Genomic DNA, 11678 nt, shown 5'->3' with positions numbered 1-11678 from the left:
ATTCATTATATAATGTTAAAAAACCAATGCAAGAAAAAACAGGAGCCTCTACTTGCAGATACAACGGAAAACAGCGTATCCTGCCGGGAACAGCCCGTCTCACAGGGCACCAAAAACCGCCGGGAACGTACACGGCAAAGCCGGACAAGCTACCGTTGCTACCTCTCGGTCCTGGCGGGATTGACCAGCCGACCCTCCATGGGCTCCCGGCGGCAAAGGCAGCATAGCGAAGCGGCCCCGCGGAGTCAAGAACAAAGCGCGCGGTTCACGCCAAACATCGCCATCCGCCGCATACACACTTACAAATAAAACGACACCAGCTCCTCGGAACGCCACAGCTCGCCGCATTCCTTTTCCTGCTCATCCAGAAACACGATCGACACTGTCACCGCATACAGCCCACGATTGGCAGACGGCGTCACCAGCTTCGCCAGCTTCTCGACGGGCCACGAATAACAACACTCCTTGCCGGAACAGCACTGCCCCCAGATCACCGCATTGCGGGCCAGGCGGCTCCGGTTCCTCACGCTCAGCCCCGCCACGAACGACGAACCGTCGCCCGGATAACCCTCTGCAGGCGCAATCGACAATTCGACCACGCCGTCGCGCACCTCGAGGCTCAACTTCACCGGAGGCTTCTTCCATGCCTGCGGAGGCAGGCGATCCGGAGAATCCGCAGAATCGCATCCGGCGAACCGTCCGGCGGCTTCATTCAACACACAACTTTTCAACAGGGTTCCTATCATCGGCATGAACGTTTGGATTACCTATGCAATACCACCGCTCCGGAAAAGATGCGAGAAAAAGAAGTGTAACAGAAGCGTCACAAGCATCACAACATCGTCACAAAACACCTTCCGCGCTCATCCCTCACAAAACGGACGCCAACATCTTGCCGGCAATCGGCAAAAGGCACAAACACCGGCAAACCGCCAATTTCTTCCCCGCTTACAAAAGCAGAAGAATCACAGGATTCTCAAGAAGCGTCTTGAGCTCTCCCGCCACCAACCCAGCAGCAGGCTCATCCAAAATCCGGCTATTCACATACAGCGTCACCGGAAGAATCAGCTTGGACACCGGCCTGCCACACTCGATCCGCACCTTGGGAGACGTACCTTCGATCTTCACCACCACGGAAGTAGCAGCACCCATGCGATCGGCCACCTCCTCCGGAGACAGGCCCACATCGCACACCACCACATCGGTACGCGCCCCTTCCGGAAGCGTCGCACCCTCCCTTGATTCCTGCGCAATCTTGTAAATCGACTTGGAGGCGGCTTTCTCAATACCGATCAGCTTCGTCCCTCCGTCCTCGACCAGCAGCACATTCAAATCTCCCCGTTCCGCCAGCCAGTCGGCCTGCGTCAGGCAGGCCTTCACCACGGCGCGCACGATATAATCGAACAGGGAATAACGGCCGTTGAGAAGCTTCTCGCACTGGACGGCGATCGGCGTACTGATCGCGGCCAGCTTCGCCATATCCGCCTCCATCGAAAAATGGAAATAATCGCCTGCCATCTCCCTGTTAGGAGCCAGCGCCGAACTGCCGAGCTTGGTAGAACCCGACCCGCGGGCAGGCTCCGCATCCTGCCCCGCACGAAAACATTCCACATCCGCAGCCATCACCCTGCCTCGCGGCCCTGTACCGGGAATACCTTGCGGAGACAAGCCGAACTGGACACACAATTTCCGGGCGAGCGGACTCACACGAATCAAAGGCATGGACATATCAGGCTGCGGATATGGGGTTAAACATTCTTATTCCTGCTCCCAGACGAGAGCGCCGTCGATATACACCTGAAGCGTATCGAAATGCTCGTCGAGCAGAACCATATCAGCCGTGAAACCGGGCGCGATCTTGCCCAGATCGTGCAGACCGAGAGACTGGGCCTGATTCCACGAAGTCGCCTTCACAAGCTCGCTCAGGGCAATACCGGTAATCTCGAACACATTGCGGAGGCCATGGGCAAAGTGGAGCGTACTGCCGGCCAGATTGCCGGATTCGGCAAGGCGGGCCACACCACCCTTCACGACGATCGGCAGACCGCCGAGATCGCCGGGGCCGTCGGGCATCCACGAACAGGAAAGGGAATCCGTAATCATCAGCATCTGCTCGGCGGGCTTCGTCGTAAACACCGTCTCAAGCATATCCGGACAAAGATGGATCGTATCGCAAATGATTTCGATCTTGATATCGTTATCGAGCAGGCCGGAACCCACAAGACCGATCTCGCGGTGGTGCAGCGGAGACATCTGGTTGCAGAAATGCGTCAGGTGCTTCAGGCCGGCGGCCTTCGCCTTCGTGAAATCGGCATGCGTCGCCGCACTGTGACCAGCGGAACAGGTCATCCCTTCGGCAGTCGCCTTCTGGATGAAATCGTTTGCACCAGGCATTTCGGGAGCCAGGGAAATCAACTTCACGGGGGTAATGGCATGCAGGGCTGCCACTTCCTCGAAATCCGGCATGCGGACAAAAGCGGGATTCTGCGCACCGCAGCACTTCGGATTGATGAACGGCCCTTCGAGATGCACGCCCGGCACCTTGGCGAACTTCATATCCTTGCGGTACTCGGCCACAGTCTTGCACACATCCACCAGCGTCTGGGGAGCGAGCGTCAGCGTCGTCGGCAGCCAGCTCGTCACACCTTCCTTCATCTTGCACTCGGCAATCGTATGCAGGCTTTCCAGCTTGGCGTCGCACGTATCGCAACCGCCTGCGCCGTGGCTGTGAATATCGATAAAGCCCGGCATCAGCATCTGGCCCTGGGCGTCGATCACCACATCGGCCTGCGGCAAAGTATCGCCCGGCTGAATCACCGCAACGATCCGGCTGCCGTCGACGAGCACCGAACCTCCCACGATCTCAACACCGGGAGAAATAATATGAGCATTGGAAATAAGCGTTTTCATGATATTATTCTGGTTGATCGGCAGGGCGGCCGGACTGGCGGCCCAACACTTTCATTAGCGCCATTATACCCGCCTGCCCCATCGCCTTGCAAGCCCAATGTCCGACAGACCCTTCAAAACACGAAGGAAACCGCCCGCGAAACAATACGTCCGCAATCATGCACGATGCCGCACAAGAATATCGGAACGCTCCTTTGCCGCTTGCCATCCCGTCGCCAACATGATAGAACACAAACACTATGATTCGTCCATTGATCGCCTCTCTTGCCGCCCTCTGCGCAACCGCCTTTGCCGCGGAATGGCAGACCGACTACGACACCGCCAAAGCCGCTGCGGCAAAGGAAAACAAACACCTCTTCGTCGAATTCACCGGTTCGGACTGGTGCAAGGCCTGCATGATCCAGAAAAAGAACGTCCTGAGCAAACCGGAATTTCAGGACCGCGCCAGCCAGCACTTTGTCCTTCTCGAACTGGACTATCCCAACAAGCAAATCCCGGCGGACGTCAAACTCAAAAACGAACGTGTCCGCGACCGCTTCGACATCCGCACCTTCCCGACTGTCCTCTTCATGACGCCGGACGGCCTGCCCTACGGCAGCATGGTAGGCGCCAAGGGAGGCGTTCCGCAGGCAACTGCAGAAATGGAAAATGCCCTCCAAAACTATGCCCGTTACAAAACGCTCCTCGATCATGCAGTACGCCTGAGCGGCACGGAAAAAACGCAAAAACTTCTGGAAGCCTACGACACCATTCCCGAAAACTTCCGCCCCTACTATACCGATCTCAAGGAAGCGATCGCCAAAAGCGATCCCGGCAACGTATCCGGCAAGGCCCTCCAATTCGCTCGTGAGGCGCGCAACATGCGTGAGCAGAGCCAATTGAGGGACATCAGACTGAGCGGGCAAACTCCCGAAGAACAGAACAACGCCATCGATGAACTCATCTCAAAAGACCTCCTGCCCGAAAACACCGTGCAAGCCCATATCCTGAAAGGGAAAGCTCTTTTTCCGGCTGCCGTCGACGATGCCGCCTTCGACAAGTGTCTCGACGCCTACAAGAAAGCTCTCGACCTGATGCCCGCAGACAGCGAACAGGCAAAAAAAATAACCCGGGAAATTCAGGAACTGGAAATGGGCCGCGCGCAATTCATCCAGCTCAATAAAAACATGGCTGCCAAAAGAAAAGAAGCTGCCGCAAAACAATAACGGCAAGCCACGGACAACAGCAGCCACTCCCCTCTCGCCTCCTGAATGAAACCAGCGTTCAGGAGGCTTTTTCCATTCCTGGATAAGCGGCAGAATCGGATTGCACTCCGTCGCGCAATGCCGAACTTTATCTTCCAGCCCGCAACAGGCCCTTTTACGAACCACATGCCGAAACCGCGAGACAACCTGCACCATGCACCTCTCACACATCCCGCGCACAGCCGTCCGGCTCCATCTCTGCCGGCAATATGACAGTGTTTCTCCTTTCCAAAAAACCGTCCAGACGGTATGTTTTATTCATGAATACACCGCCTCATCGCAAAAACGAACCTGACGCCGTTCGCGCAAAGCTCCTCGAGGCAGCTGCACGCATCGCCGCCGAGCAGGGACTCGCCGCCATCACCCTTCATGCCGTAGCTCGCATGGCCGGAGTCAGCAAAGGCGGCCTGCTGCACCATTATCCAAGCAGGCAGCACTTGATCGAAGCGCTGTATGCCGCACTCCTGTCCCGGCTTGATCAGCGCATCCGCAACATACAGGCCAACGACTCCGAACCGGTAGGCCGGTTCACCCGCGCCTACCTGTCCGCCGTCGCCCTGCCCGGCGATTCACCGGATGAAAGCCGCCTTCTGGGCGCCGCCGCACTTGCCATGAGCTCCGACCTCCATCTTGCCGAAACATGGAATCGTTGGATTGCCGCCCACATCGCCCGAAGCGGCGAAGAAGACCGCAGTCCCGCAGCCGCAGCCATCCGTTGCGCCGCAGACGGCCTCTGGCTGGCGGACTGCTCACACACGGCCCTGCCCGCCGCCATGCGCAGCTCAGTACTCGCCTTGCTCACCGCCCAAACCTTCCATCTTGCCCCGGACGCGCCATGAACCCATCGGTCATCACCTACGGAGCGTTGGCTCTCGCCATCATCTGCGAAACAATCGCCACCACCAGCCTCAAGCAAAGCGAGCAATTCACCCGGCTTGTCCCATCCCTCATCACCGTCTTCGGCTATGCGTGCGCCTTCTACCTTCTCTCCGTCACTCTGAAAGCAATGCCCGTAGGCATTGCCTACGCCATCTGGAGCGGAGCCGGCATCATACTCCTCAGCATCATCGGAATCGTCATTTACAAGCAGCGCCTCGACCTCTCCGCCTGCATCGGCCTCGGATTCATTGTCCTCGGCATCCTCATCATCAATATCATGTCGAAGACCGGAGCCCACTGACAATTTCTACCCTCTCCGGGCAAATCCGTAGCGGGTGCCTCGTCCGTTGCCGTACACCCGCAGCAGCCCGGCATCCGCGCCCTGCGCCAGATCGCGACTCGCCGTCGGCACGGAAATCGACTTGAAAAAAGCCACATAATCGCGGCGGCCGAACATCCCTCCACGCCAGCCTGCGCGGAACAGCTCCAGCCTCTTCGGAGCCTTGGGAGCTCCATGGTGATGCTCCAGCAGCACATCCACCGCATCCGCCAGCACACCCAGCATCCATTCCACGAACGGCATCGCGTCCCCCGCCAGATACCCCGCCTCCAGGGCGTTGTCCAGTTCCGGCTCACGCTCATGCATCAGAGCTGCCACGGGCAGCACGGAAAACACCGGATCACAGGCACACAGGAAAACCGACTGCCACAGGCAAACCATACTGGCATTCCAACGGGCAAACGGCGCCAGCAGCAGCATCTCGTACACCCAGCGGCAGCTCGACAGCACCGCATTCTCACCCTCCAGCCCGCCGAAGAAAAACTTCAGCAGCCCTTCCACCTGCCCGGCCGGAGGCACCACATAGGAAAACCTCTCGCCCCGGCGCACCACGAATTGCTCCTTCCGCAGCCCGGGAGCCAACCCCTCAAGACTCTCGTACCGATACGGATCCATCGACTCCGCCCGCACAAAGGCATCCGCCAGAAAGGCGCAGCCCGCCCGCACCTCCGCCGCCACATACACCGGCTCCTGCTTCAGAATCGCCTCCACCTGCTCCCTCTCCAGCGGGCAATCGTCCAGAGCCATCGCGCCCCGCACATTCTCCATGTGCACCCATTCCCGAAACGCCGCATCCGGCTGCTGCGCCTTCAACCCGCGCACCTCTCCCAGCTTCCCCGCCAGAGCCAGCAGGCGGGAAAGAGCAGTCGGAGAAAGGGAGGAAAGCTTCGGCATACGCCATACATATCAAATGATGCGTAAAAAGCAAGAAAAAGTTCCTGTTTCGCCAAATGCTTCACACGGCATCCTGCACACCTGCCGGAATACGGCCACTCCATGCTTGCACTCCCGCATCAACCATGATATGAAACAGGTATGATAGACACCATACTCGTCCTGATGGCGCCCGGTTTCGAAGAAGTCGAATTCTGCACGCCTGTCGACATCCTGCGCCGCCTGAACATCCCCGTCGTCACTGCCAGCGTCGGCGAACGGGAAGTCAAAAGCGCACGAGGCATCTCCATGCGGGCGGACATCCTCCTGCACGATGTCGACGAATCGGAAGTCGGTGGCATCATCCTCCCGGGCGGAGCCGGATCATGGGTTCTCCGCGACACGCCCGAAGCCCTGCGGCTCGTCCGCATGGTACATGAAAAAGGCGGCCTCGTCGCTGCCATCTGCGCCGCCCCCATCGCGCTGCGCGCCGCAGGCGTTCTGGACGGCAAACGGGTCACAGCCTACCCGGCGGACGAAGTCATCGCCGCCGTTTCCGAAGTGGCGACGGTCACGCATGCCCCCGTCGAACGGGACGGCCATATCATCACCGGACGCGGCCCGGGCGCAGCATTCGAATTCGGCTTCGCCATCGCCTCCTATCTCGGCCTCGGCAAACAGGTGGAAACCCTTCGCAAGGAAATGGTCTATGAAGCCTGAATCCCTCAACCGCCGCGTCCTCTGCCTGCTCATGCCGGGCAGCATGCTCGCGGCTTCCGCCCTGTCCGCCGAAACGTGGACGGACACCCGGGGCAAAACCATCACCGCCGGATTCCTCGCACTGGAGGGCAACAAAGTCTCCCTCGACATGAAGGGGAAAAAAGTCTCCGTCCCGATGGAAAAACTCTCGCCGGACTCGCAGAAGCGGGCTCAAATGCTGGCGGAATCCCCCGTCCGCGAACTCGCGGGCCCGTTGGAGCCCGGCAAGGAATACCTCTACGAAATCCCCTTCGCACAGGAAGAAAAACAGGTCGTCGAGCGAAGAATCCGACCTTCGGCAGGACTGCCCATGCAGCCCATCCTGCGCCTGTCCGTCACCGTACCGCCCGATTTCGACCCGGAAAAACCGCAAAAAGTCATCTTCGTCCGCGCCACCATCTCGGGCAATGCCGGATCGGGCGGCCACCGCATCGCCATCCCCGCCTTCATGGAAGCGGCCCAGCAGCTGGGCTGGATCATCGTCTCGGCAGACAATCCCGCCGGCATTCCCCGTGAAAACGTTCTGGACGCCGCCACCCTGCGCACGGCCTGCAACATGCTGGAGCAGGCATGGCCTGCCTTCCGCTCCTGGACCTTCGCCACGGGCGGATTCTCCGGCGGCGGCACCTCCTCCGTCCATGCCATCGGCGGCTTGCATCAGGCAGGCATCACCGTCAAGGGGGCTCTCGTCGGCGGCTCGCGCTTCTACGTCTATGAAGACCTGGCGAACGCCTACAAATGCCCGCCGGAAAAATCCACCCAGGTCAAATACTTCTTCTCCAACGGCAGGCGCGACAACCTCGCCACTCCCGCCCTCGTGCAGGACGTCATCTCCAAAATGCAGGCCAAAGGCTGCAAAAACACCCGCGTCGAATGGCACGAAGGAGGCCACAGCTTCTACCGCCCGCACATCGCCGACGCGTTGAAATGGTTTGCCGAATAACCCAGCACCGCACTGCCGCACCGCCATGATCTACATCGTCCTAGCCGTCATCCTGCTCGGCATCGCCGTACCGGTCTTCCTCGTCGGCAGGCACAAGGACATCCCCGTGGAATCGTCCGGCGATGAACACACGGAACGGCCGGCTACCGAAAACGAAAGCAGCGAAACCCTCAGGCATCGGTTGGGCATGCTCGAAACCCTGCTCTCCGTCGAAGACCGGTTTCCCGGAGAGTGCGGATGGAGCGACCGGAAAGAGCCTCGCGACACCTTCCGATTCAATGACGGAGAACATGCCGCCACCGACTTCCACTTCCTGCCGGACGGCTGGCTGGCCATCCTGGAAACATGCACCTGCGCCAATCCGGACATCGCCGCCATCGCCGCAGGATTCCCCGACGCCTCGCCTCAAAGGGAAATCCTCGACTCCGTCGCCGGGAAGAAAACCGTCACCGGCATCATCTCCATGCAAAACGGCGTCCTCCGCTGCTATCCGGACGAAATCCAGCTCGAAGGGCACCTCTGGCCCCTCTTCGGCAGCGAAGACGAACTCGCGGCCTATGCCGCCGACTACCGCTTCCTCTAAACCTCCCGCTGCTCGCCGTTCAAACCCCTTCCGAGCGCGGCGCGGCGCCATCCAGCAACTCGCGGTAATAAGTCGCGCGGGACATGATCTTCTCCGCCGCCAGACCGCACAAATCGCACAGCGTATCATCCGGCAGGAAATAAAGCGTGCGTCCCTTGTCCGGCTTCTTTCCCACGAAACCGGACTCGAACAACAGCTTCAGATGCTTCGACGCCACGCTCTGCTGAATCTGCAACCGCTCGACCAGCTCGCCGACCGTCGCCTCACCCTCCGTGCAAATGGAAGATAAAAGCCTGAGCCTCACAGGCTCGGAAAGCATCTTGAAAAAAACGGCCAGTTCCGCAAGCATGCCGGGCGAAGCACATAAGGACTGCTGATTTGTCATACACCCGATTTTAAAATTGACGAAAGAAAGAGTCAAGTCTATATTCTCAATATCGCGATATGCGAATATAATCATGAAAGCATCAGAACTGCATGCCCGCATGGAACGCAGCGACGTCGAACTGCTCGATGTCCGCACCGAACTCGAATTCAACCAGGGGCATCTCCCCGGCGCAAGGAACATCCCGCTCGACCGCCTGCAGGCCGACGGCTCCTTCACCCCCGAGAACGCAGCCCGCCCCCTGTGCATCATCTGCCAGAGCGGCAAACGCGCCGAAAAGGCCCTCGCGCACCTCCAAAGCGCATGCGGCATCGAAAGCTGCATCCTCGAAGGCGGCATGAACGCCTGGCAGGAAAGCGGCAGGCCGGTGCAGAAAAACCGGGGCACGCATGGCATCACCCTCATCAGGCAGGTGCAAATGATCATCGGCGCCGCCAACCTTCTCGGCCTTGTCCTCGCGTGGCAGATCTCTTTCTGGTGGCTCCTGCTGCCCGCCATGACAAGCCTCGGCCTGCTGATGGCGGGTTTGACAGGCTTCTGCGGACTCGCCGTCCTTTTATCCAAAATGCCGTGGAACCGCATTGAACATTAACCACCGACCAATTGTCACCACCACCATGGACAAACAACTCACCACCCTCATCGTCGGCGGCGTTGCCGGAGGAGCCACCACGGCGGCCCGCCTCAGCAGGCTCGGCGCCGGGCGGCGCATCGTCATCATCGAACGCGGCGGCTATGTCTCCTTCGCCAACTGCGGCCTGCCGTACTACATCGGCGATGTCATCCCCGAACAATCCTCCCTCATCCTCGCCTCGCCGGAACTCTTCCGCAGCCGCTACGGCATCGAAGTCCTCCTCAACCACGAAGCGATCTCCATCGACGCAGCCTCCTCCACCCTCCTCGTCAGAAACCTTGCCACAGGAGAAGAACTCCCCATACCCTACGACGAACTCGTCCTCTCCCCCGGAGCCGCGCCCTTCCGCCCGCCGATGCCCGGCATCGACCTTGCGGGGGTCATGACCCTCCGCACCGTCCCGGATGCCGAAGCCGTCAAAGCCTACATCGGCCGCCACAACGTACGCTCCGCCCTCATCGTCGGCGCGGGCTTCATCGGACTGGAAGTCGCGGAAAACCTCCGGGAACTCGGACTGGAGGTCACCCTCGTCGAAGGCGCACCCCACATCCTGCCCCCGCTCGACACCCACATGTCGGGATACGTCTCCCGCCTGCTCGAAGAACGCGGCCTCCGCATCGAAACGGGGAAAATCGCCCAGGGCATCCGCCGCACGGAAGACGGCCGCCTGCAGGCATACGCGGACGCATGGGAAAGCCCGGCAGCGGACATGATCCTCCTTTCCATCGGCGTACGCCCCGAAACCTCACTGGCCCGCACCGCCGGCATCGAAACGGGCAAAACGGGCGGCATCATCGTCGATACTCAGATGAAAACCTCCGTCCCCGGCATCTGGGCCGTGGGCGATGCCGTCGAAGTCGTCTCCCGCGTCACCGGCAGGCCCATGCTCCTCGCCCTTGCCGGAGTCGCCCAGAAACAGGCGCGCATCGCCGCCGCTTCCATCATGGGAAGACAGGAAGAATTCCACGGCGTACTCGGCACCAGCGTCCTGCGCATCTTCGGCACCACCGTGGCCATGACCGGAATGAACCCGGACACGCTCGCCCGCCTCGGCTATGAAGACGATTACGAATACATCGACGCCCACCCATACCAGCACGTCACCTACTACCCGGGCGCAACCCCCATCCACATGCGCCTCGTGTACCGCAAAAAAGACGGCCTCATCCTCGGCGCCACCGCCATCGGCGAAAACGATGCCGCGCGCAAAATAGACGTCATCGCCGCCCTCATGAGCAAAAACGGCACCGTGTACGACCTTGAGGAAGCGGAAATGTGCTACTCCCCGCAGGAAGGAGCGGCCAAAGACGCCGTCAACATGGTCGGCATGGCCGCAGCCAACAACCTCCGAGGCCTGCACCCCCTCGCACATGCCGGAGACATCGGCCGGCCCGGCACCTTCCTGCTCGATGTGCGCGAGGTGGCGGAAACAGTCCGCCAGCCTTTTGCCGGAGCCGTCAACATCCCGCTCTCGCAGCTGCGCTCCAGATGGCAGGAACTCCCCGGAGATCGAACCATCCTCGTCCTCTGCCAGGTCGGCGTACGCGGCTACAACGCCACGCGCTTCCTCTGCAACATGGGCCTCGACGCACGCAACCTCAGCGGCGGCTATATCACCATGAGCCTCGGTTCCTGAACGCCCATCAACCCCGCCCCGGCGCGCCGTTCCGCATCTTGGCAAGATAAACGAGCCGCACGCCGGGCATCAGATCCGTTTCACGGAACGGTTCATAACCCATGCTCCCGTACAATTCCAGATTCCGATTGCTTGCCACACTCGTAAACAGCTCGTAGCGGCAGCTCGGGCATTCCTCCTCCATCGCGGCAAGCAACCTTCGGCCAAGGCCGCGTCCCTGAAAACCGGGATGCACCATCAGCTTGCCGATCCTCAGCGTCTCGCCATCCCGGAAGCCTCGCACCGACCCCGCCAGCGCGCCCTCATCCGAAACGGCCTTCAATACCGTACCCTCTCCGAACTCCCGCACAAGATCGGGAAGCGATTGCACCATCGGAGGAATCGTCTCGCAGCCCAGCAAATCGGCCTCGCTACGGAATGCGAGCCGCTGCAAGGCGAGAATCTCCGGCAAATCCTCCTCGCAAGCATGAACAATACGCATCATTTGATCCG

The 11678-nt window shown here is 60.2% G+C and carries 14 protein-coding genes and 1 other RNA gene; 8 read left to right on the top strand and 7 right to left on the bottom strand.

Annotation, left to right across the window (positions count from 1 at the left end; translation table 11 throughout):
* Nucleotides 1-115: 115 nt before the first annotated feature.
* From ffs to nagA, 4 genes are all read right to left on the bottom strand, one after another.
* Nucleotides 116-211: signal recognition particle sRNA small type (ffs, locus tag AC781_RS07830), an RNA gene on the bottom strand.
* A gap of 88 nt (nt 212-299) precedes the next feature.
* Nucleotides 300-746 (bottom strand): hypothetical protein, encoded by a 447-nt coding sequence (locus AC781_RS07825; protein WP_141675820.1) that lies wholly within the window; start codon nt 744-746, stop codon nt 300-302.
* Nucleotides 747-948: 202 nt separating this feature from the next.
* Complete coding sequence (locus AC781_RS07820; RefSeq protein WP_176712509.1) at nt 949-1722, bottom strand: E3 binding domain-containing protein; 774 nt, start codon at nt 1720-1722, stop codon at nt 949-951.
* Nucleotides 1723-1758: 36 nt separating this feature from the next.
* On the bottom strand, nt 1759-2910 hold the full coding sequence (gene nagA / locus AC781_RS07815) for an N-acetylglucosamine-6-phosphate deacetylase (RefSeq protein WP_067776133.1): 1152 nt from the start codon (nt 2908-2910) through the stop codon (nt 1759-1761).
* A gap of 239 nt (nt 2911-3149) precedes the next feature.
* Here nagA and AC781_RS07810 point away from each other — a divergent pair, with 239 nt between their 5' ends.
* The 3 genes from AC781_RS07810 (at nt 3150) to AC781_RS07800 (ending at nt 5334) form a co-directional block, all read left to right on the top strand.
* Complete coding sequence (locus tag AC781_RS07810; protein ID WP_067776130.1) at nt 3150-4115, top strand: thioredoxin family protein; 966 nt, start codon at nt 3150-3152, stop codon at nt 4113-4115.
* 299 nt (nt 4116-4414) lie between these two features.
* A complete protein-coding gene (locus tag AC781_RS07805) occupies nt 4415-4993 on the top strand; it encodes a TetR/AcrR family transcriptional regulator (RefSeq protein ID WP_067776127.1) in 579 nt (192 codons plus the stop codon).
* Nucleotides 4990-5334, top strand: a complete 345-nt coding sequence (locus tag AC781_RS07800) for a DMT family transporter (protein ID WP_067776124.1) — start codon at nt 4990-4992, stop codon at nt 5332-5334. Before AC781_RS07805 ends, AC781_RS07800 begins: the two co-directional genes overlap by 4 nt.
* Nucleotides 5335-5340: 6 nt before the next feature.
* On the opposite strand, the gene AC781_RS07795 is transcribed toward AC781_RS07800, so the two are convergent.
* Nucleotides 5341-6267, bottom strand: coding sequence for a Fic family protein (locus tag AC781_RS07795; protein ID WP_067776119.1), 927 nt, complete (start codon nt 6265-6267; stop codon nt 5341-5343).
* A gap of 141 nt (nt 6268-6408) precedes the next feature.
* On the opposite strand from AC781_RS07795, the gene AC781_RS07790 reads away from it, so the two are divergent.
* From AC781_RS07790 to AC781_RS07780, 3 genes are read left to right on the top strand one after another with little or no spacing between them, the layout of a single operon-like run.
* A complete protein-coding gene (locus AC781_RS07790; protein ID WP_083076785.1) occupies nt 6409-6966 on the top strand; it encodes a DJ-1 family glyoxalase III in 558 nt (185 codons plus the stop codon).
* Nucleotides 6956-7948 carry a hypothetical protein gene (locus AC781_RS07785; RefSeq protein ID WP_067776116.1) on the top strand — a complete coding sequence of 331 codons (993 nt, stop codon included), beginning with the start codon at nt 6956-6958 and terminating at the stop codon, nt 7946-7948. The genes AC781_RS07790 and AC781_RS07785 overlap by 11 nt, the downstream gene beginning before the upstream one ends.
* Nucleotides 7949-7973: 25 nt before the next feature.
* Nucleotides 7974-8531, top strand: coding sequence for a hypothetical protein (locus AC781_RS07780; protein WP_067776113.1), 558 nt, complete (start codon nt 7974-7976; stop codon nt 8529-8531).
* A 19-nt stretch (nt 8532-8550) separates the two neighbouring features.
* Here the strand turns inward: AC781_RS07780 and AC781_RS14050 are convergent, their stop codons facing one another.
* Complete coding sequence (locus tag AC781_RS14050) at nt 8551-8916, bottom strand: ArsR/SmtB family transcription factor (protein WP_067776110.1); 366 nt, start codon at nt 8914-8916, stop codon at nt 8551-8553.
* Nucleotides 8917-8989: 73 nt separating this feature from the next.
* On the opposite strand from AC781_RS14050, the gene AC781_RS07770 reads away from it, so the two are divergent.
* Complete coding sequence (locus AC781_RS07770; RefSeq protein ID WP_083076783.1) at nt 8990-9508, top strand: rhodanese-like domain-containing protein; 519 nt, start codon at nt 8990-8992, stop codon at nt 9506-9508.
* A 25-nt stretch (nt 9509-9533) separates the two neighbouring features.
* Entirely contained in the window at nt 9534-11186 is a 1653-nt protein-coding gene (locus tag AC781_RS07765) for an FAD-dependent oxidoreductase (protein ID WP_067776107.1), read from the top strand.
* Between the two features lie 7 nt (nt 11187-11193).
* Here AC781_RS07765 and AC781_RS07760 read toward each other — a convergent pair whose 3' ends face one another.
* A complete protein-coding gene (locus tag AC781_RS07760; RefSeq protein ID WP_197677920.1) occupies nt 11194-11670 on the bottom strand; it encodes a GNAT family N-acetyltransferase in 477 nt (158 codons plus the stop codon).
* Nucleotides 11671-11678 lie beyond the last annotated feature (8 nt).

Origin of the sequence: Neoakkermansia glycaniphila, assembly GCF_001683795.1 — a bacterium.
Lineage (GTDB): Bacteria > Verrucomicrobiota > Verrucomicrobiia > Verrucomicrobiales > Akkermansiaceae > Akkermansia > Akkermansia glycaniphila.
This window is presented reverse-complemented; position numbering and strand designations above follow the sequence as displayed.

Excerpts from the sequence above, each read along its gene's own strand:
- AC781_RS07765 (WP_067776107.1), top strand. The coding sequence starts at position 9,534 with ATGGACAAACAACTCACCACCCTCATCGTCGGCGGCGTTGCCGGAGGA.
- AC781_RS07825 (WP_141675820.1), bottom strand. The coding sequence starts at position 746 with ATGATAGGAACCCTGTTGAAAAGTTGTGTGTTGAATGAAGCCGCCGGA.
- AC781_RS07760 (WP_197677920.1), bottom strand. The coding sequence starts at position 11,670 with ATGATGCGTATTGTTCATGCTTGCGAGGAGGATTTGCCGGAGATTCTC.
- AC781_RS07820 (WP_176712509.1), bottom strand. The coding sequence starts at position 1,722 with ATGCCTTTGATTCGTGTGAGTCCGCTCGCCCGGAAATTGTGTGTCCAG.
- AC781_RS07780 (WP_067776113.1), top strand. The coding sequence starts at position 7,974 with ATGATCTACATCGTCCTAGCCGTCATCCTGCTCGGCATCGCCGTACCG.
- AC781_RS14050 (WP_067776110.1), bottom strand. The coding sequence starts at position 8,916 with ATGACAAATCAGCAGTCCTTATGTGCTTCGCCCGGCATGCTTGCGGAA.
- AC781_RS07790 (WP_083076785.1), top strand. The coding sequence starts at position 6,409 with ATGATAGACACCATACTCGTCCTGATGGCGCCCGGTTTCGAAGAAGTC.
- AC781_RS07770 (WP_083076783.1), top strand. The coding sequence starts at position 8,990 with ATGAAAGCATCAGAACTGCATGCCCGCATGGAACGCAGCGACGTCGAA.
- AC781_RS07785 (WP_067776116.1), top strand. The coding sequence starts at position 6,956 with ATGAAGCCTGAATCCCTCAACCGCCGCGTCCTCTGCCTGCTCATGCCG.
- AC781_RS07795 (WP_067776119.1), bottom strand. The coding sequence starts at position 6,267 with ATGCCGAAGCTTTCCTCCCTTTCTCCGACTGCTCTTTCCCGCCTGCTG.
- nagA (WP_067776133.1), bottom strand. The coding sequence starts at position 2,910 with ATGAAAACGCTTATTTCCAATGCTCATATTATTTCTCCCGGTGTTGAG.
- AC781_RS07810 (WP_067776130.1), top strand. The coding sequence starts at position 3,150 with ATGATTCGTCCATTGATCGCCTCTCTTGCCGCCCTCTGCGCAACCGCC.
- AC781_RS07800 (WP_067776124.1), top strand. The coding sequence starts at position 4,990 with ATGAACCCATCGGTCATCACCTACGGAGCGTTGGCTCTCGCCATCATC.
- AC781_RS07805 (WP_067776127.1), top strand. The coding sequence starts at position 4,415 with ATGAATACACCGCCTCATCGCAAAAACGAACCTGACGCCGTTCGCGCA.